This window comes from Halococcus saccharolyticus DSM 5350 (genome assembly GCF_000336915.1).
GTDB lineage: Archaea > Halobacteriota > Halobacteria > Halobacteriales > Halococcaceae > Halococcus > Halococcus saccharolyticus.
This window is the reverse complement of record NZ_AOMD01000028.1, coordinates 1-17,525: the sequence shown is the minus strand read 5'-3', so window position 1 is coordinate 17,525 and position 17,525 is coordinate 1. Positions and strand designations below refer to the sequence as shown.

At 66.8% G+C, this 17,525-nt stretch carries 21 protein-coding genes; 10 read left to right on the top strand and 11 right to left on the bottom strand.

Annotated features, from left to right (window positions below; translation table 11 throughout):
• The 3 genes from C449_RS12680 to C449_RS12670 are packed head-to-tail and all read right to left on the bottom strand — an operon-like array spanning position 1 to position 2,185.
• Positions 1-573, bottom strand: coding sequence for a DNA-directed RNA polymerase (locus tag C449_RS12680; RefSeq protein WP_006078424.1), 573 nt, complete (start codon positions 571-573; stop codon positions 1-3).
• Positions 573-941 (bottom strand): hypothetical protein, encoded by a 369-nt coding sequence (locus C449_RS12675; protein ID WP_006078423.1) that lies wholly within the window; start codon positions 939-941, stop codon positions 573-575. The genes C449_RS12680 and C449_RS12675 overlap by 1 nt, the downstream gene beginning before the upstream one ends.
• A gap of 14 nt (positions 942-955) precedes the next feature.
• The gene (locus tag C449_RS12670) at positions 956-2,185 is read right to left on the bottom strand and encodes a translation initiation factor IF-2 subunit gamma (protein ID WP_006078422.1); all 1,230 of its coding nucleotides are present in this window, start codon (positions 2,183-2,185) and stop codon (positions 956-958) included.
• A gap of 152 nt (positions 2,186-2,337) precedes the next feature.
• Between C449_RS12670 and C449_RS12665 the strand changes: the two genes are divergently transcribed.
• Positions 2,338-3,021, top strand: a complete 684-nt coding sequence (locus tag C449_RS12665; RefSeq protein ID WP_006078421.1) for a haloacid dehalogenase type II — start codon at positions 2,338-2,340, stop codon at positions 3,019-3,021.
• A gap of 36 nt (positions 3,022-3,057) precedes the next feature.
• Here the strand turns inward: C449_RS12665 and C449_RS12660 are convergent, their stop codons facing one another.
• Positions 3,058-3,834: a sulfite exporter TauE/SafE family protein gene (locus C449_RS12660; RefSeq protein WP_049914170.1), complete on the bottom strand. Its 777-nt coding sequence runs from the start codon at positions 3,832-3,834 to the stop codon at positions 3,058-3,060.
• A 132-nt stretch (positions 3,835-3,966) separates the two neighbouring features.
• On the opposite strand from C449_RS12660, the gene C449_RS12655 reads away from it, so the two are divergent.
• The 4 genes from C449_RS12655 (at position 3,967) to C449_RS12640 (ending at position 8,261) form a co-directional block, all read left to right on the top strand.
• On the top strand, positions 3,967-4,935 hold the full coding sequence (locus C449_RS12655) for a DUF5787 family protein (RefSeq protein WP_049914168.1): 969 nt from the start codon (positions 3,967-3,969) through the stop codon (positions 4,933-4,935).
• A gap of 141 nt (positions 4,936-5,076) precedes the next feature.
• Positions 5,077-6,762: a thermosome subunit alpha gene (gene thsA / locus C449_RS12650; protein ID WP_006078418.1), complete on the top strand. Its 1,686-nt coding sequence runs from the start codon at positions 5,077-5,079 to the stop codon at positions 6,760-6,762.
• A gap of 135 nt (positions 6,763-6,897) precedes the next feature.
• Positions 6,898-7,242: a hypothetical protein gene (locus tag C449_RS12645; protein ID WP_006078417.1), complete on the top strand. Its 345-nt coding sequence runs from the start codon at positions 6,898-6,900 to the stop codon at positions 7,240-7,242.
• An 89-nt stretch (positions 7,243-7,331) separates the two neighbouring features.
• Complete coding sequence (locus C449_RS12640) at positions 7,332-8,261, top strand: calcium/sodium antiporter (RefSeq protein WP_006078416.1); 930 nt, start codon at positions 7,332-7,334, stop codon at positions 8,259-8,261.
• On the opposite strand, the gene lrp is transcribed toward C449_RS12640, so the two are convergent.
• Complete coding sequence (lrp, locus tag C449_RS12635) at positions 8,258-8,716, bottom strand: HTH-type transcriptional regulator Lrp (protein WP_006078415.1); 459 nt, start codon at positions 8,714-8,716, stop codon at positions 8,258-8,260. The genes C449_RS12640 and lrp overlap by 4 nt on opposite strands.
• A gap of 126 nt (positions 8,717-8,842) precedes the next feature.
• Here lrp and glnA point away from each other — a divergent pair, with 126 nt between their 5' ends.
• Positions 8,843-10,213, top strand: coding sequence for a type I glutamate--ammonia ligase (gene glnA, locus C449_RS12630; protein WP_006078414.1), 1,371 nt, complete (start codon positions 8,843-8,845; stop codon positions 10,211-10,213).
• 52 nt (positions 10,214-10,265) lie between these two features.
• Here glnA and C449_RS12625 read toward each other — a convergent pair whose 3' ends face one another.
• From C449_RS12625 to C449_RS12610, 4 genes are all read right to left on the bottom strand, one after another.
• Positions 10,266-10,712, bottom strand: a complete 447-nt coding sequence (locus C449_RS12625; protein ID WP_006078413.1) for a hypothetical protein — start codon at positions 10,710-10,712, stop codon at positions 10,266-10,268.
• Complete coding sequence (locus C449_RS12620) at positions 10,709-11,569, bottom strand: YihY/virulence factor BrkB family protein (protein ID WP_006078412.1); 861 nt, start codon at positions 11,567-11,569, stop codon at positions 10,709-10,711. Before C449_RS12620 ends, C449_RS12625 begins: the two co-directional genes overlap by 4 nt.
• Positions 11,570-11,663: 94 nt before the next feature.
• Positions 11,664-12,461: a YihY/virulence factor BrkB family protein gene (locus tag C449_RS12615; RefSeq protein WP_006078411.1), complete on the bottom strand. Its 798-nt coding sequence runs from the start codon at positions 12,459-12,461 to the stop codon at positions 11,664-11,666.
• Between the two features lie 113 nt (positions 12,462-12,574).
• Positions 12,575-13,693: a tRNA (guanine(26)-N(2))-dimethyltransferase gene (locus tag C449_RS12610; RefSeq protein ID WP_006078410.1), complete on the bottom strand. Its 1,119-nt coding sequence runs from the start codon at positions 13,691-13,693 to the stop codon at positions 12,575-12,577.
• Between the two features lie 412 nt (positions 13,694-14,105).
• Between C449_RS12610 and C449_RS12605 the strand changes: the two genes are divergently transcribed.
• Genes C449_RS12605 through C449_RS18865 form a run of 3 tightly spaced genes read left to right on the top strand, consistent with a single transcriptional unit; the run spans position 14,106 to position 15,219 of the window.
• The gene (locus C449_RS12605; protein WP_006078408.1) at positions 14,106-14,480 is read left to right on the top strand and encodes a hypothetical protein; all 375 of its coding nucleotides are present in this window, start codon (positions 14,106-14,108) and stop codon (positions 14,478-14,480) included.
• 39 nt (positions 14,481-14,519) lie between these two features.
• A complete protein-coding gene (locus C449_RS12600) occupies positions 14,520-15,032 on the top strand; it encodes a metallophosphoesterase (protein ID WP_006078407.1) in 513 nt (170 codons plus the stop codon).
• A gap of 55 nt (positions 15,033-15,087) precedes the next feature.
• Positions 15,088-15,219 carry a DUF7859 family protein gene (locus C449_RS18865; protein ID WP_275039171.1) on the top strand — a complete coding sequence of 44 codons (132 nt, stop codon included), beginning with the start codon at positions 15,088-15,090 and terminating at the stop codon, positions 15,217-15,219.
• A gap of 40 nt (positions 15,220-15,259) precedes the next feature.
• On the opposite strand, the gene ltaE is transcribed toward C449_RS18865, so the two are convergent.
• Together ltaE and C449_RS18860 are read right to left on the bottom strand one after the other, a co-directional pair.
• Entirely contained in the window at positions 15,260-16,270 is a 1,011-nt protein-coding gene (gene ltaE / locus C449_RS12595; protein WP_049914166.1) for a low-specificity L-threonine aldolase, read from the bottom strand.
• 111 nt (positions 16,271-16,381) lie between these two features.
• A complete protein-coding gene (locus C449_RS18860) occupies positions 16,382-16,507 on the bottom strand; it encodes a hypothetical protein (RefSeq protein ID WP_006078405.1) in 126 nt (41 codons plus the stop codon).
• Between the two features lie 102 nt (positions 16,508-16,609).
• On the opposite strand from C449_RS18860, the gene C449_RS12590 reads away from it, so the two are divergent.
• A partial coding sequence (locus C449_RS12590) for a hypothetical protein (RefSeq protein WP_006078404.1) occupies positions 16,610-17,525 on the top strand: 916 nt, incomplete at its 3' end.

Here is a 17,525-nt window from a genome sequence, read left to right as displayed (position 1 = left end):
TCACTCACCCGCCGCGGGTGCGCGCTCCTCGCGGAGCCAGCCGTGTTTCCCCAGTCCGACTTGCTTCGCGGTCAGCCCGATCTTCGAGTCACGCGGGTTGCGCTCGTCGATACTCTTGGTCACGATCCGGGCCCGGACCGCGTCGCCCACCCCGAGGGTCTGGTTCGATTCGCGGGAGGCGAGCTGCTGGTTCTCCTCGTCGAAGGCGAGATACTCGTCGCTGATCTGGGAGACGTGGAGCAGGCCGTCGACGGGACCGATCCCGACGAACGCCCCGAAGTTGACGATCTCGACGACCTCGCCGTCGACGACCTCCTGCATCTGGGGGTCGAAGGTGACCGCGTCGAACGTCGCCTCGTAGTAGACCGAGCCCTCGTGACCGCGCCGCCCAGGGAGCACCCGGCCGTCGCCGATGTCGTGGACGTCGATCACGCTGACGACGCTGCCGACGTCCTCGTCGAGGCGGCCTTCGAGCTTGTCCTGAAGCAGTCGTTTCACCAGCCCGGGCGAAACGTCGCCGAGCAGGGGTGGCGGTACTTCGATCGTGTCCGTGAGTTCGACTCGTTTGTACATTATGGCTCCGTTACCGCAAGCGTATCCGTCCCCCGCAGCCCCACGACCGGGACGCCGATCTCGAGTACTCGGTCGCGCAGCGGGCGGTCGTTCGTCAACACTAGATCGCACGCGCGCTCCTCGGCGAGTTCGACGCACGCGTCGTCCGCATCCGGGGCCTCGTGATCGATCGTCCGGCACCGATCGCGCGCGAGATCGGCCCCGACGCTCGCCGCAACCCCCGCCGCACCGCGACCGCCCGCGAGTCCGTCGAGCTCGTCGAGGACTGCGCGCGGCACGAGCCGGTCGTGGGGGCCCAGCACGCGATCGAGTTCCTCGAACACGCGGACATCGCATTCGACCGGCATCATCAGCCCGTTCGCGTCCATGAGTACCCTCGGATTCATCCCCTGAGCGTGCCGATACCGATCAGCCGCCACCGCGTGCCGACCCGGCGGTTGATCGCGATCTGCGTCCCGTCGGCCGCGCACACCGGCCGTTTCAGCCGGACTTCACACTCGTCGTCGCGCGCGCTCGTCACCGAGCCGACGGTCGTTGCCGTCCCTACCGTGAGCATCAACGGCTCGCCCGTCGATATCGGCTCGATCGCGTCGCCCTCGCCGACCACCCGATCGAGCAGTGAGACGCTCATCGTGAACTCCTCGCGGGTCGGCGGGAGCGATCCCGGTGGTCCGGCGATCTGGCCCGCGAGCCCATCGCTTTTCGTGAGACTCGGATCGAGACCGGTGCCGACACCGAGAAGTCCGCCAGGCGTCACCGTCTCGGCGGACTCGCCACCAGCCTGGAGCGAGCGCACGTCGGTGGTGATCGGCTGCCACTCGGCCTCGCCACCGTGTTCGACTTCGCGGCCCGGCCGGAGTTCGATCTCGTCGCCCACGTCGAGTTCGCCCGCGACGAGGCTCCCGCCGAGCACGCCCCCGAGGAGTTCGTCGGCCCGTGTCCCGGGCTTGTTGATGTCGAAACTCCGGGCGACGTGCATTCGGGCGTCGGCCCCGGGATCGCGTTCCGGCGTGGGGATCTCCTCCTCGATCGCCTCGATCAGGAGATCGAGGTTCGCTTCCTGGCCCGCGCTGATCGGAACGACCGGTGCGCCTTCGGCGACCGTTCCCTCGACGAATTCCTCGATCTCCTCGTAGTTCTGGCGCGCGCGGTCGGCGTCGACGAGGTCGATCTTGTTCTGGGCGATCACGATGTTCTCGATCCCGATCGAATCGAGCGCCATCAGGTGCTCTTGGGTCTGGGCCTGCGGCACGGTCTCGGTCGCGCTCACCACGAGCACCGCGCCGTCCATCAGCGACGCGCCCGAGAGCATGGTCGCCATCAGTGTCTCGTGGCCCGGTGCGTCGACGAACGACACAGTCCGAAGGCGCTCGCTCTCGGACCCGTCGGGACAAGTCTCGGCGACGGTGTAACACTCGGGGGCGTCCATGTCCGGACACTGCCGGAAGGTGGCGTCGGCGTAGCCCAGACGAATGGAGATGCCGCGCTTCATCTCCTCGGAGTGTTGGTCGGTCCAGGAGCCACTCAGCGCCTCGACCAGCGTCGTCTTGCCGTGGTCGACGTGGCCCACCAGGCCGATGTTCACCTCCGGGTGTCGGTCGTTCCGTGTCATGTAGTAATACGGTCCATTAGCCCCGAACCGTTCATAAGCCTGCTGTTCCGTGGACGACCCACTTTCCACCGTTCGGTGTCTGTTCCGACCGGGCCGTCGCACTCGACGCACGCCCGGAGAGGGTTCAAGGCCGATCGGCTGCTCGATCGAGTATGGCCTTCGATCCGGACCAGGTCTCGACGATCACCTTCGACTCGTACAGTACCATCGTCGACGTCGACGCGGTGGAGGCCGCCCTCGCCGCCCACGTCGACGACCCCGAACCCGTCTCGCGGCTCTGGCGCGCGCGCTCGCTCGAATATACGTTCGTCGCCAACCACATCGACGCCTACAAGCCGTTTTACGAGATGAACCGCGACGCGCTCTCTCACTCCCTCGCCGCCCACGGCGTCGATCTCGACGAAGACGAGCGTGAGGCGATCCTCGAAACCTACCACGATCTGGATGTGTTCGACGACGTGCGCGACGGGATCGAACGCCTCCGAGAGGGTGGTTACGACTGCTACGTGGTCTCGAACGGCAACCCCGCAATGCTCGACTCGATGGTCGAGGGGGCTGCAATCGGCGACCTCCTCGAAGACACGATCAGCGCCGATGAAATCGGGACCTTCAAACCGGACGCCGAAATCTACCGCCACGCCGCCGGAAGAACTGGGACGCCGATCGACGAGATCGCCCACGTCTCGGCGGGGTGGTTCGACGTCCAGGGTGCGACGCACGCCGGGATGCAGGGCGTCTGGGTCGACCGGAAGGGATCGCCGTGGGACCCTTTCGACGGCGATCCGGACCTCACGATCGAGACGTTCCACGACCTCGCCGACGAACTCGGGGTCTGAGCCGAAGATCGTTCCTGGACGGTCGGAGCAGACGGGTTAGAGTGCGAGATACGGTGCGACGACGAGGAGCACGCCGCCGAGCGCCACCTTCAGCCGGTCGGGATCGATCAGGTGAGCGACTCGCCAGCCCACGGCGACGCCGGCGAGCAGCGGAACGCCGACGAGCGCGACGAGGCCGAGCGACACCGCCCCCTGGACGAGGTAGCCGAGCGCGGCGAAGGTGGCGATGACCACGGCCTGGGCCTGCGCGACCGCGACCGCGAACAGCATCGGGACGCCGAGCACGACGAGCGCCGGTACCGCGATGACCGGGCCGCCGACGCCGAGCAGGCCGCTGAACGCCCCGAGGACGAACCCGAGCACGGCGTAGCCGATCGACCCCCGAACGGTTTCGGGATCGATCGACCGCATCGTGCCGAGATCCCGACGCTCGCGGTAGATGATGAGCAGCCCCGCCGTGCCGGCGAGCGTACCGAGCAGCAGGCCGAACAGCTCGCGCGAGACGAACCCGTTCAGCCACGCGCCGAACAGCGCGCCGCCGACGCTCCCGCCGCAGAGCAGCCCGGTCAGCCGCCAGTTCTCGCCGGAGAGCTCGCCCGACCGAACGTACGCGACCGTGCCGAGCAGTCCGGTGGCGATGAACGCCACTTGTACTGTGCCGGCGATGACGTCCGAACCCACCGGCGTGAGCGCGTACAGCGCGATGGTGAGGAAAATGCCGCCGGGACCGATGGTGGTGATCCCGATGCCGGAGACGAAGGCGATCCCGACAAGCGCGGCTGCCACCCCGAACGACAGCGCGAGGTCGATCATCTCATCACCACCTGGATTCGACCGCTGGTACGGACGTTCGTCCTCCTCACGGAGTGATAGTCGAGAACCCCGAATCATGAATGGCGTGATCGACGGCGCGACGCTTTTCCTGCTCGCGGTCCGAACACTGGTGTGCGCGAGTTCGCGTTCGAGCTGGCGCTGTGCGCCCACCTCGAAGACAGGTTCGATGGGATCGTGAGCCGTCAGCTCGGCGCGAGCAGTAGTCATACACGGGTGATCGACGTCGCCTGCATCGAGCCGGGGCCCGGCTTCGACGACCGTACCCGGATCACGCCCGAAACGATCCCCGACGCCGCGATCGAGAGCCGCGTCGGTGCTGGCGAGGCACGCTACTGGAAGGACTGCTTCGACTGTCACCCCGACCACGCGCGCGGCGTGACCGATCGTGCGATCGAGATCGGCTTTTTCGAATCCGAGCGCCGTGGCGGCCGGGAGTACGTCCGCCAGGTCGCACGCTACCCCGACGACTGGTTCGGGCGGATCGTCGGGATCGAGAACAAGCCCGATCTCGGTACTCCCGGAAACCTCGAAAACCAGCTCCGAACCGACGCGAGCCTCGGGCTGTTCGACGAGGCGATCCTCGCGACCGCCTCCCACGTCACCGGCGCGCATCTGAACCGCATCCCAGAGGCAATCGGCGTCTGGCGGTTCGATCCCGAAACCGAAACCCGTGAGATCGTCCGCGAGCCGACACCGCTCGCACCCACGGAACCCGGGCTCGAACCCCTCGATCGCGGCGCGACGCAGACCGACGTGCGCGTGGTATCCGTGGCCGAAAAAACCCGTACCCGTCGTCGGCTCGCCGAGCGCGCCTACGGGAAGGGCTGGCGCACCTACGGGTTCCCGTCGTGCGAGAAGATCGAACCCCGCGCGTACGCGGGCACGAACGGACTCCCGTTCTGTCGCTGGAAGGACCGATTCGTCCACCCGGCGGCCGAGTGTGCGGTCTCCTGTCCGGGCCACGATCCCGCCGACCCACCCGACGTGGACCTCGAAAGCGAACGCGATCACCGGTCGCCGTGGGTGCGTGATCCCGACGGGCAGCGCCGCCGTCAGGCGGGCCTCGATCGGTTCGGCTGACTCCAGCGTTCAGTATATAAATCCACGATTGTCACCCGCTATCATACGCCGCTGAGCGCTCGCGTGTGTCGATCGGATCGAACCGTTCCGATGGTTTTATATAGAACTCCATTCAATCGGTAGGTGACTATGGCTCAGCAGATGGGTAACCAGCCCCTCATCGTACTCTCGGACGACTCACAGCGAACGTCCGGGAAGGACGCACAGTCGATGAACATCACGGCGGGCCAGGCGGTCGCCGAGGCCGTCCGCACCACACTCGGCCCGAAAGGAATGGACAAGATGCTCGTCTCCGATGCGGGCGATGTCGTGGTCACGAACGACGGCGTGACCATTCTGAAGGAGATGGACATCGAGCACCCGGCGGCGAACATGATCGTCGAGGTCGCCGAGACCCAGGAGGACGAGGTCGGCGACGGCACCACGACTGCGGTCGTCGAGGCCGGTGAACTCCTCGAAGAGGCCGAGGAGCTCCTCGATCAGGACATCCACGCCACCACGCTCGCGCAGGGCTACCGGGAGGCCGCCGAGGAAGCCAAGAACATCCTCGAAGACGTCGCGATCGATGTCGACGCCGAGGACACCGAAACCCTCGAACAGATCGCCGCGACCGCGATGACGGGCAAGGGAGCCGAAAGCGCCCGTGACCTCCTCGCGGAGCTCGTCGTCAGCGCAGTCACCGCAGTCAGCGACGACGAGGGTGTCGACACCGACAACGTGAAAGTCGAGAAGGCGGTCGGCGGTTCGGTCGAGGAATCCGAACTCGTTGAGGGCGTCATCATCGACAAGGAGCGCGTCCACGACAACATGCCGTACTTCAAGGAGGACGCCGACGTCGCGCTCCTCGACTCCGCGATCGAGGTCAAGGAGACCGAGATCGACGCCGAGGTCAACGTCACCGATCCCGACCAGCTCCAGCAGTTCCTCGATCAGGAAGAGGAACAGCTCCAGGAGATGGTCGACCAGCTCGTCGACGTCGGTGCTGACGTCGTGTTCTGTCAGAACGGCATCGACGACATGGCCCAGCACTACCTCGCCGAGAACGGTATTCTGGCTGTCCGCCGGGCCAAATCCAGCGACATGAGCCGGCTCGCCCGCGCGACGGGTGGCCGCGTCGTCTCGAACCTCGACGACATCACCGCCGAGGACCTCGGCTACGCCGGGAGCGTCGCCGAACGCGACATCGCCGGCGACCAGCGGATCTTCGTCGAGGAGGTCGACGATGCGAAGGCCGTGACGCTCATCCTCCGTGGCGGCACCGAGCACGTCGTCGACGAGGTCGAGCGCGCCATCGACGACTCGCTGGGCGTCGTCCGGACGACCCTCGAAGACGGCAAGGTGCTGCCCGGCGGCGGCGCGCCCGAGACCGAGCTCTCGCTCGGCCTGCGCGACTACGCCGACAGCGTGGGCGGCCGCGAGCAGCTCGCCGTCGAGGCCTTTGCGGATGCAATCGACGTCATCCCGCGCACACTCGCGGAGAACGCCGGTCTCGATCCGATCGACTCGCTGGTGGACCTCCGCTCGAAACACGACGGCGGCGAGACCACCACCGGCCTCGACGCCTACACCGGTGAGGTCGTCGACATGGAGGAGGACGGCGTCGTCGAACCCCTCCGCGTCAAGACCCAGGCGATCGAATCCGCGACCGAGGCGGCCGTCATGATCCTCCGGATCGACGACGTGATCGCCGCGGGCGACCTTGCGGGCGGTCAGACCGGCGACGACGACGACGGCGGCCCACCCGCCGGCGGCCCCGGTGGCGGTATGGGCGGCATGGGCGGTATGGGTGGCATGGGCGGTATGGGTGGCATGGGCGGCATGATGTAAGCCCGGCCAGGTCACACACCCACTTACACCACACGTCGGCACCGCCCCGGCCGAACGACACCGAATTTTTGCGCGCAGTGCCGCGATGTCGTCACTAGCCAGTGATCACTTCCGTGTGTAGCCCCAGGTTCTCCCGTGCAGTTCCGTTCGTCGGAGACCGAACGCGACGCCGACTACGCCGCACTCGTCGTCGGGATGGTGATCGTCTGGGGGGTCTGTGACGGCGTTTCGACGCTGCTGGCCGCGTCGGTCGTCGGGATGGAGTTCGAGACGAACCCGATCATCCGGGCGTTGCTCCCGACGCCGCCGCTCGCACTCGGTGTCAAGCTCGCCGCGGCAGCGCTTGCGGGTGCGGTCGCGCTCGCCGGCGAGCGATTCGTCCGCACCGTCCCGGGCTGGCGATGCTTTTTCCTCGTTCTGATCGGTCTCGGACTCGCTGTCACGGGGTTGAACCTGCTGGTCGCATTTGCGGTCGTGTAGCGGACGGTTCTCGCCCAGTAGTTGCGACGCCAGCGGCTCGGCAGGGCCGAAACCGTTCGACCTTTGATTCGGGCGGGCGGCGTCCCGGCATGGTCGGGTCGGTCGTCGTCGACGTGGGACTGATTGCCGTCGCCGTCGTGGGGCTGTGGCTCGGAGCGACGTTGTTCGTCGAGCACGCTGCGCGGCTCGCCCGACGAGTCGGGCTGTCGGATCTCGTGGTCGGGCTGGTGGTGGTGTCGCTCGGTACCTCCGCGCCGGAGTTCGCCGTCACTATCGACGCGGCGCTCGTCGGGAGCTCGGACGTCGCGGCGGCGAACGTCGTCGGGTCGAATCTCTTCAACCTCGCCATTCTGGGCGGCGTCGCGCTGGTCGCGGGCGCGAGTGTTCGCGTCCCGCGGGCGCTCGTTCGCCGCGACGCCCCAGTCATGACCGCCGCAACGGCGCTGGTCGGTCTGTTCCTGTTCGACCTCCGCGTCTCGCGGCCCGAAGCACTCTTGCTTCTCGTGGTGTTTCTCGCCTACCTCGCCGTTCTCCTGCGCTCGGAAACGAGCGCCAACGCCGACGTGCCGACGGCCCCCGCCCGCTGGTTCTCGCCCCTGTTGGCGCTCGTCGGTCTCGGGGTCATCGTCGGCGGGGCAACGATGCTAGTGAGTTCGGCGAGCGACCTCGCGCGGCTGCTCGGCGCGTCGGAGTGGCTCATCGGGCTGACCGTCGTCGCCGTCGGCACCTCAGCGCCCGAGATCGCGGCCTCGGTCGTCGCTGCCCGGCGCGGGCTGGCGACGGTCGCGGTCGGCAACGTCCTCGGGTCGAACGTCTTCAACCTGCTCGGGGTGCTCGGGGCGGCGGCCACGATTCAGCCGCTGGACGTCGACCCGGCGGCACTGGGGGACGTGGCGTGGCTGTTCGCGCTCTCGGTGGCCGCCGCCGTCACGCTCCGGTCCGGTCGGCGGCTGACGCGCATCGAGGGGGTGGCGGTGCTGGTTGCCGTCGCGGTGCGCTGGGTGCTCGACGCTCTCTAACCCTCGATGTCGAGTTCGAACTGCTCGTGCTCACTCACCGAATTGAGCACGACGTTGGTGTTCGACTCGCGGATGTCGGCGTCGGCGAGCAGCGTCTTGATCGCGTCGTTCATGTCGTCGGTGTCTTCGAACTTCCCGATCGCGACGACGTCGTGATCGCCGGTGACTTCGTACACCGAGATCATCTGGTCGTGCTCACGGAGACGGTCGGTGATGTCGGGTAGCGCGCTGCCGTCGACTTTGAGCTGGATCACGGCGGTGACGTCGTAGCCGAGCGCGTTGTAATCGACCGTGGGCGAGTAGCCTCGGATGACGCCCTCGTCTTCGAGGTCCGCGAGGTGATTCGAGACCGTCGTCACCGAGACGTCGAGGTCGTCGGCGAGACTCCGAAGGCTGGCACGACCATCGCCCAACAGCGCGTTCACGAGTTCCGTATCGAGATTTTCGTACGTCATCACACTCCGGTACCGATTCGGGGGAGTAAAACTTTACGAATATCCATTTCCAGCCCAAAACTCAATATTTGCGACGAAGGGTAGTGTTTTTGTATTCGGGGGTCCCCCACCGAGTAGGCACGAAGTATGACAAACGAAACTCCGACTGATGGCGACCTCTCGACCGACGCCCGCCGCGTTCTCGAACGGATCGACGAGCACAACGTCGACTTCCTCCGGCTCCAGTTCACCGACATCCTCGGCACGGTGAAAAACGTCTCCATCCCCGCCTCACAGGCCGAGAAGGCGTTCACCGAAGGGATCTACTTCGACGGCTCCTCGATCGAGGGGTTCGTCCGCATTCAGGAATCGGACATGCGGCTCAAGCCCGACCCGACGACGTTCGCGATCTTGCCGTGGCGCGACCGCGACGACGGCACCGCGAGTGCGCGGCTGATCTGCGACGTGATGAACACCTCGACGGGCGAACCGTTCGACGGCGATCCACGGGGTGTGCTCCGGCGTGTGCTCGATCGCGCCGAAGGGATGGGCTACGACGTCAACGCCGCACCCGAACCCGAGTTCTTCCTGTTCGAACACGACGAGGAGGGTCGCGCGACCACGAAAACCAACGACGCCGGTGGTTACTTCGATCTCGCACCGAAGGACCTCGCGAGCGACGTCCGCCGGGACATCATCTACGGGCTGGAGGACATGGGCTTCGACATCGAGGCCTCCCACCACGAGGTCGCCCAGGGTCAACACGAGATCAACTTCGAGTACGACGACGCGCTCACGACCGCGGACAACGTCGCGACGTTCCGGTCGGTGGTCCGGGCGATCGCGGCCCAGCACGACCTCCACGCGACCTTCATGCCCAAACCGATCGCGCGCGTCAACGGGTCGGGGATGCACACTCACCTCTCGCTGTTCGACGACGGCGAGAACGCCTTCCACGACGGGGCCGACGAGTTCGATCTGAGCGAGACCGCCAAACAGTTCGTCGCGGGCATTCTCGATCACGCGCCCGCCGTCACCGCGATCTGCAACCCGACGATCAACAGCTACAAGCGTCTGGTCCCGGGCTACGAGGCTCCCGTCTACGTCGCGTGGTCGGACCGCAACCGCTCGGCGCTGGTTCGCAAACCCGCCGCGCGTACGCCGGCGGCCTCCCGGGTCGAGCTCCGCTCGCCCGATCCCTCCTGTAACCCGTATCTCGCTCTCGCAGTGATGATCGCCGCCGGGATCGACGGCATCGAGCGCGAACTCGAGGCTCCCGACCCAGTACGAGAAAACATCTACGAGTTCGACGAAGAACGCCGCGCGGAGTACGGGATCGACACCCTGCCGACGACGCTGGCCGAGTCGATCGACGCGCTCGAAGCCGACGAGGTCGTGCTCGACGCGCTCGGCGACCACGTCACCGAGACGTTCGTCGCGGCGAAACGCGAGGAAGTCACCGACTACCGGGTGTCGGTCAGCGAGTGGGAGAAAGACCGCTACCTCGAAACGTTCTGAGTCGGCTCGATCCTCTCACGCAGGGTCGACGACTTTCTGCTTCTCCTTCGATTTACGATCGCAGCCCGCTGATCCAGTCCCGAAGCCGTCCTGGCAGGCCGAGCGCCCCGCCGATCAGGCCGACGACCACCATCACCACGTAGAGGCCGAGCGTCGAGAGCCAGACCACGATCATCGCGAGGATCGCCCAGCCACCGTTGAGAAGCGCGAACGCGCCGATCGTCATCGCGGTGCCGTAGAGCAGCACGAGATACGGCCCCCAGCCTCGAGCGTGGCCGCGGCGTTGGCGCTTGCGGACGTAGCGTTTGAGATCGCTTTCGAGCGTGTCGCGTTTGATGATCCGGTCTTCGACCTCGTCGGCGAACGCCACCACATCGGCTCGGAGCGTCTCGACGTCCTCGACGGTCGCGGTCTCGGTGCGATCGCCGTCGATACGTTCGTCCAGGCCCTCCTCTTCTCGGACCGGATCGCCGACGTCGTCGGTTTCCTCCTCGCTCATGCTCGGCCTCCCGATCGCAGCCGTGCTGCAAGCCCGCCGCCGTTCGTCCTCTCGCGGCCGGCGACCCGCCCGGCGAGGAGGGCGTTCAACAACACGCCGAGCAGGAGCACCATCCCGGCGAAATACAGCACCGTCACCAGCAACAACACCCCACCGAGAACCCCGTAGGCCTCGAACGCACTGGCCCGTGCCGCGTAGATTCGGAACACGACCTGGAGGACGGTGAGTCCGACGGCAGCCAGCACTGCCCCCGGTACCGCCTCGCGGATCGTCACATCGCTTCCAGGGAGGAAGTAATAGAGCGGCAGCAGGACGATCGTGAGCGCGAGCAGCGTTGCGAGCGTCCCGACGATCGCCGCCGCGGAGATGCCGGCGAACGTGACCTCGACCGGCCAGAACGAGACCGCGACGCCGATCCCGACCGCGACGATCGCGCCGAGGATGATCGCGGCCAGCGTGACGACGCCGTTTTTGACCTGTGCGGCGATCCCACCGGATTCACGGCCGTATACCCGCGAGAACGCGGTGTCGAGCCCACGAAACAGCTTGAGCGCGCTCCAGAGTAGTGCAACGAGACTGACGATCGTTGCGCCCCCCGCTCCATCCTGGTTGCTGACTGCACCCTCGACGAGTTCCTGTGCGCTCGCCGGCAGCGAGCTCGTTGCCCCGCTCACGATCTCGTTCGCCGTCGACTGGTCGACGACGACCGACACCGTGACGAGCAGGAGCAACAGCAGGGGAATCAGCGAGACGAACGCGTAGTACGCGATACTCGCCGCGATGAACGTGATCTCTTTTTCCTGAACCTCCCCGACGAACGCTCGGCCGAAGGAGGTCGCGCGCGCGCTGGTACTCACGACCGCGCTTTCGACCGAGGCGTATATATAATCGGCGGGAACCCACGTCCCGCGAGCCCCGCGTCGGGGCCGTGACGCCGCTCGCGGCCCGGCACTATCGCGCCGGCAGCCATTCGGTATCGGGATCGACCCGCCCGGCGAGAGTCGCGTTGAGCGCCGCCCCTACCAGCAACGCGAGGCCCCCGACGTAGAGCCACGTGAGCACGAGTAACAGGCCGCCAACGACGCCGTAGAGGGCGACGCTGCTCGACGCGGTGGCGTACAGCCGGACGACCACGCCCGATACCGTCCACGCGAGCGCGGCGAACAGCGTCCCGGGAAGGATCTCGCGGATCGAGACGCCGTCGACCTCGGGCAGGACGTAGAACATCGGGAGGAAGGCGACGGCCAGTGTGACGAACAGGAGGAGCGGACTCAGCAATCGCAGCACGGAGCCGTTCTCGACGACGACCGCGAACGCGAGGCTGATGCCGGCGAGTGCCGTGGCTGCGGTCGTCACTGTCACGAGCACGAGCGTCGCGTCGATCAGTTTTCCCGTAAGCGAGACTGCCTCGCGCTCGTCGTAAACCGCTGCGAACGCCCCGTCGAGCGCACCGAACATCCGGAGCCCGCTCCACCCGAGAATGACGGCCCCTAGCGCCGCTGCCCGGACCCGGCCGCTGGTCTGGGTCAGGAGCTGTCGCGGTACCGACGTCCCGTTCGGGAGCACCGTCCCCGACGCCGCCGTGCTCGCTTGCGAGAGGAGACCGTTCCCGAACAGCGAGAGACCGATCACGGCGAAGAGCACGAGCGGGACCAAGGCGAGAAACAGATAGTACGCGAGGCTCGCCGCCAGCAGCGTGATCTGTTCCTCGCGAGCCACCGCGACGACCGTCCGCGCTACCGGCTCCATCCCTTCGAACCGCCGACGCGCGCGCTTGCGAACACCCACGCCGCCGGGTTCCGCCCCCGACGACAAGTAGTTCACCCTCCGTCGCGCTCGGACGGCCGCATGGATCGACTCCCTCAGCGGTCTCGATCGCCGTCCGGCTCGGTGGCGGTCTCGATCTCCGCCACGGTCGCGTCGGTTTTGAACGTCGTTCCGCCGTAGTGGGTCCGCGAGGCTGTGAATCCGTCTCCACGGAGCCGATCGAGGAACTCGTCCATCGCGCTCGCGGAGCGGCCCCACTCCCGGCAGAGCCGGTGCTGGTCGTAGTGCGTCGGACTATCGAGTTCGCCGTCGAGCGTGTCGAGCAGGTCGCGGGCACGCTCGGCGGTGCTCAACTCGTCGGTGAGTCGTTCGCGGACGTCCCCGACGAACCCGCGGTCGTGGGGCTGGTCGAGCCAGAGCGGGCCCGCGGTTCGGATATTCGCCCCACAGACCGGACATTCGTCCGGCGGGCGAGCGGTGAGACCTGTCTCGGACTCTCGGTGGAGACACGAAAAGCAGTGGTGGACGTGTCCCACCGATTCGAGCGCGTCGTTCGCGTCGCTCGCCCGCCGGGAGAGGTCGAGATACGTCCGGACGTAGTGACTCGTGGCGTGACTCAGCACGGGGATGGCGGCGACGTCGTATCGTGCGGCGGTCCGGACGAGAGCCCCCAGCAAGATCCGGAGCCCCATCTCGGGGTGGTACTCGGTGTTCTGCGGGACGGCACTGTACGACCGGATACCGCTTTCTTTGTGTGCGCCACATAGCGGCGCGGTGTCGGTCGCGGTGACGCAGACGAGGTGGCGCGCGCTCCGGAAGGCGGCGTCGGCGAAGGGGATCGGCGTGCCGAACGGATCGAGATCGACCACGTCGAAGCGCTCCTCGTGCATGAGCGCGTTCGCGTTCCGGGTTTTCACCCTGCCGTCGAGATCGTTCCGCTCCAAATTCGCTCGACAGAGGTCTGTCGCGTCGGAATCGACATCACACAACGTCGCGTCGTAGCCCTCGTTCGCCGCACGCACGCCCCGTACGCCGGTCGCGGCGGTCGCGTCGAGATACGATTCGCGGTCCTCGCGGTCACGCACCGTTCGAAGCACTGCGACGGTGAGATCCCGGTTCAACTCCTGATCGGAATTGAAGAAGACGTCGTCGCCGATCCCCGCTTCGGGCTGTTCGGGGACGCGAAAGGAGAGCCCCCCCTCCGAAACCTGCATGGCGGGGCTGGGTCGCCGAACGCGAAAAGCGACCCGCTCCGTGGCCACGACTGGCAGTGGGCGCGTCTGTAGGTACGATCGTGGCCGAACCCGACCGTAACAGCACTCCAGCCAGCTACAGTGAGCCTTCGCACGTCCTTGGTGCAGGCGAAGACTTCCGGAGTGACTAAGACCCGAACCTCTGTCGGTGGGGCAGTGGCCGAGCGATACCGGCTCCGATTGCTCGCGGCGCTCGTCGTCGTAACCCCGGCCAGCGGTCGTGTTCGTCCCACTCGCGATCCTCCTCAGCTACATCCTCCGGACCGCCTCGGTGGCTCGCTACACGGTCTCGGTCGGGCCGTTCGTCCCGCCCGAGGCGCGTCTCTGAACCGCTCGAACGGGGCGCGCATGGTCACCGACCATCGAACGTGTTTTGACCGATCCACCCGAACGGACGGCCGTGACGGCGACCGAGGAGTGGCGAGCGGCGCTCGCCGAGGCAGGCGAACTCGACTCGGACGTGACCGAGCGCATCATCCGCGCCCACGGCGACCGGGGCGTGCGCGCGATCGAGGCGGTCGCCGAGCGCCGCGTGAAGCAGTACCGCGATTTCACCGTGGTGGTCGGCCACACCGAGGAGTACATCGTCGAGGACGGCGGCTGTACCTGCAAGGATTCGGCGTACAACCTCGATCCCGACGACCCCGACCAGGCGTGCTGGCACGTCCTCGCGGTCGTGATCGCCCGCCGAATCGACGCGCTTGACCATCACGACATGTGGTACGCCGAAGTCCGCGAATTCCTCTGATTGCGGACGATTTTTGCTCTCCGGCGCGTAGCTCCGACCGTGATCGTCGCCCTCGCCGATACCCACGGAACGGACGGCCACTGCCTCAACGACCGACTCCTCGAAACCGTCCGTGCGGCCGATCTCGTGGTTCACGCCGGCGATCTCACCACCGAGGCCGTCCTCGATGCGTTCGCAGCCGAGTGTCGGGAGTTCGTCGCCGTCCACGGCAACAACGCCACGCCGGCGGTCCGCGACCGCCTGCCAGCCGAGCGCGTCGTCGAGCACGAGGGAGTCCGGATCGCGCTCACCCACGGCGACGACCGCGACGAAACGGGACTGAGTCTGTTCGGCCGGCAGAACCACGCCGACCTCGTGATATCGGGGCACTCACATCGTCCGGGAGTCGTCGACACGGGCGAATGCACGCTCCTCAATCCGGGGAGTCACGCCGATCCGCGATGGAACCGTCCCGGCTACGCCGAAATCGTGACCGACGCTGGATCGGACCTCGACGGTCGACTCCGCGATCCAGACGGAACCGTCTTCGAGGAGTTCCGGGCCTCGACGTAGCCTGATCGTCCCGTCTCCCCGAAACGGCTTTAGGCCGGCGACGGTATCGTCACACATGGTCTTCGGCATCGACCCGGTGCTCCTCGGGCTTCTCGCGATGATTCTCCTCGTCGTCTTCGCGGCCTATCTGTTGCTCCGGCGCACCGCGACCGCGTTCCGCGAAGGCAGCAGACGCGGCCGGCGGTAGCCGACACGACGAATACTGCCACCACCCGCCGAACGCCGTCTCAGGCTACTGCCCGTCGAACGTTCTCGACGGCGCGCTCGACGTCCGATCGATCGACATCGAGGTGGGTACAAAAGCGGACGACGTGTTCGCCGAACGCCGTCCCTCGCACGCCTTCGTCGGCGCTCCGATCGAGGAACTCCTCGGCGGTCGACTCGGTCTCGACGAGGACGATGTTGGTTTCGGGTGACTGGACGTCGAGTCCGTCGGTGTCGTCGAGGCCCTCGGCGAGCAACGCGGCGTTTTCGTGGTCCTCGGCCAGCCGATCGACGTTCGAGAGCGCTTCGAGACCGGGTGCGGCGATGATCCCCGCCTGGCGCATCCCGCCGCCGAACAGCTTCCGGTGGCGGCGGGCGCGCTCGATGAACGCTTCGCTCCCCGCGAGCACCGAGCCGACGGGTGCGCCGAGGCCCTTCGAGAGACAGAACATCACGGAATCCACTTCCCGAACGACCCGGCTCGCGTCCACACCGTGTGCGACCGCGGCGTTGAAGACCCGCGCGCCATCGATGTGGACGGGAACATCGAGGTCGTGAGCCGCGTCGGCTGCGGCGTCGATCTCCTCGGGGGCGATCGCGACACCGCCCTTGCTATTGTGCGTGTTTTCGAGACAGAGCAGCCCCGTCCCGGGTCGGTGGACGTCCTCCTCGACGTACTCCTCGCGGACGTCGGCGGGCGTGATCGTCCCGCGGGGGCCGCCGTCGACGGTGCGGGGCTGGAGGCCCGAAAGTTGGGCGAGCCCGCCGACCTCCCACTTGTAGACGTGGCTCTCGCGTTCGCAGAGGAGCTCTTCGCCCCGATCGGTGTGGGTGCGCGCCGCGACCTGGTTGCCCATCGTCCCGGTCGGCACGTAGAGGGCAGCCTCCATCCCGACCGCCGCCGCGGCCTCGGCTTCGAGCTCGTTCACGGTCGGGTCCTCGCGGTAGACGTCGTCGCCGACGTCGGCCTCGCTCGCCGCCGTGCGCATCCGATCGTCGGGCCGCGTGACGGTATCGCTCCGGAGATCGATCATACCGCCCGTAGCGACGCGACGGTGAAATACGCTGTCGATGGGCGACTCGTTTGCCCCATCCACTGACGATCGGATCGTCGTGAACCGTGTCGGGCCTCTTCGCCGATCCCGTCACTCCTCGACCCGTGGGTCGAGCGTCGTCACATCGATCAGCCAGTCTGTGTACCGATCGAGGAGCGGCTCGTCGAGGTTTCGTGCCTCTTTGTACGTCGCAACTTCCTCTGTGGTATCACGCAACTGCCGATCTCGACGCTCTCCAGGAGGGACGATCGGTGCCTGCCGAGGACTGAGCCGGCGTTGCTGGCGGAGATTTATACTGCCGTGTCGCCGTTCTTCCGTATGAACCGCACTCGCGACCGCTACGATCTTCTGTACGAGCTCTACGACCGGTTCGACACCCGGACGCTGCGGGCGTATCAGACGTTCGTCGACGTGTTCCCGCCGGTCGACTCGCGGGTCGCGCTCGATCACTGGCAGGACGCAGAGAGCGCGCTCGCCGAGTCGAAGGCCGAGATTCGGGAGTCGTTCGATCGAGGCGAACCGCTCGCGGCGATCGCGGCCCACGCCTCGCGCGACGAGGCGTTCACCGCGCTCGATCTCTGCGAACGTCACGGTCGGCCGGTCTCCGCCTTCGTGCTCGATGTCGACGAGACGCTGCGCTCCGCTGGGAGCACCGACAACGAGATCCCCCGTGAGACGCTCGGCTTTCTGACCGAGTTCCACGAGGCCGGGATGCCGATCGTGATCTGCACCGGTCAGACCCTCGAAAACGTGAAGGGATTCCTGATTCAGGGTCTCGGTAGCGAGATCTTCCACTCCGGCGATCTCAGCGTGGTGTACGAGGCGGGCACTGGAGCATTTACGCCCGGTCACGGTCCAGAGACCAAACAGCTCCTCTACGAGGAGCTGGACGAGACCATCCAGAACGTCTTCTACCGACTCCGTTCTGACGTGCTTTCGGAGGCCCCCGAGGAGATCCGGCGGGGCTGTCACCTCCAGGGCAACGAGTTCAACGTCACGCTCAAACCCAACTTCGAGATCGGCTCTGCCGATGCAACTCACGTGATCGATCGGGCGTTGGTCCACCAGCTCCGACTGCTCGGCAGCGCGGTGAGCGAGGCGTGCGATGCGAGCGAAGACGACGCGATGGCGTGGGTGCGCGCGTTCTACGCCAACGCCGATCCCGAAATCCGGACCGTGCTCGAAGCCGAAGACGAACTCCCCGACCGGTCGGCCGACGACGTGCCCGACGACC

Bases quoted from the DNA above. Each gene is read 5' to 3' on its own strand.
- C449_RS12680 (WP_006078424.1), bottom strand. From the start codon at position 573: ATGTACAAACGAGTCGAACTCACGGACACGATCGAAGTACCGCCACCC.
- C449_RS12675 (WP_006078423.1), bottom strand. From the start codon at position 941: ATGGACGCGAACGGGCTGATGATGCCGGTCGAATGCGATGTCCGCGTG.
- C449_RS12670 (WP_006078422.1), bottom strand. From the start codon at position 2,185: ATGACACGGAACGACCGACACCCGGAGGTGAACATCGGCCTGGTGGGC.
- C449_RS12665 (WP_006078421.1), top strand. From the start codon at position 2,338: ATGGCCTTCGATCCGGACCAGGTCTCGACGATCACCTTCGACTCGTAC.
- C449_RS12660 (WP_049914170.1), bottom strand. From the start codon at position 3,834: ATGATCGACCTCGCGCTGTCGTTCGGGGTGGCAGCCGCGCTTGTCGGG.
- thsA (WP_006078418.1), top strand. From the start codon at position 5,077: ATGGGTAACCAGCCCCTCATCGTACTCTCGGACGACTCACAGCGAACG.
- C449_RS12640 (WP_006078416.1), top strand. From the start codon at position 7,332: ATGGTCGGGTCGGTCGTCGTCGACGTGGGACTGATTGCCGTCGCCGTC.
- lrp (WP_006078415.1), bottom strand. From the start codon at position 8,716: ATGACGTACGAAAATCTCGATACGGAACTCGTGAACGCGCTGTTGGGC.
- glnA (WP_006078414.1), top strand. From the start codon at position 8,843: ATGACAAACGAAACTCCGACTGATGGCGACCTCTCGACCGACGCCCGC.
- C449_RS12625 (WP_006078413.1), bottom strand. From the start codon at position 10,712: ATGAGCGAGGAGGAAACCGACGACGTCGGCGATCCGGTCCGAGAAGAG.
- C449_RS12615 (WP_006078411.1), bottom strand. From the start codon at position 12,461: ATGGAGCCGGTAGCGCGGACGGTCGTCGCGGTGGCTCGCGAGGAACAG.
- C449_RS12610 (WP_006078410.1), bottom strand. From the start codon at position 13,693: ATGCAGGTTTCGGAGGGGGGGCTCTCCTTTCGCGTCCCCGAACAGCCC.
- C449_RS18865 (WP_275039171.1), top strand. From the start codon at position 15,088: ATGGTCTTCGGCATCGACCCGGTGCTCCTCGGGCTTCTCGCGATGATT.
- ltaE (WP_049914166.1), bottom strand. From the start codon at position 16,270: ATGATCGATCTCCGGAGCGATACCGTCACGCGGCCCGACGATCGGATG.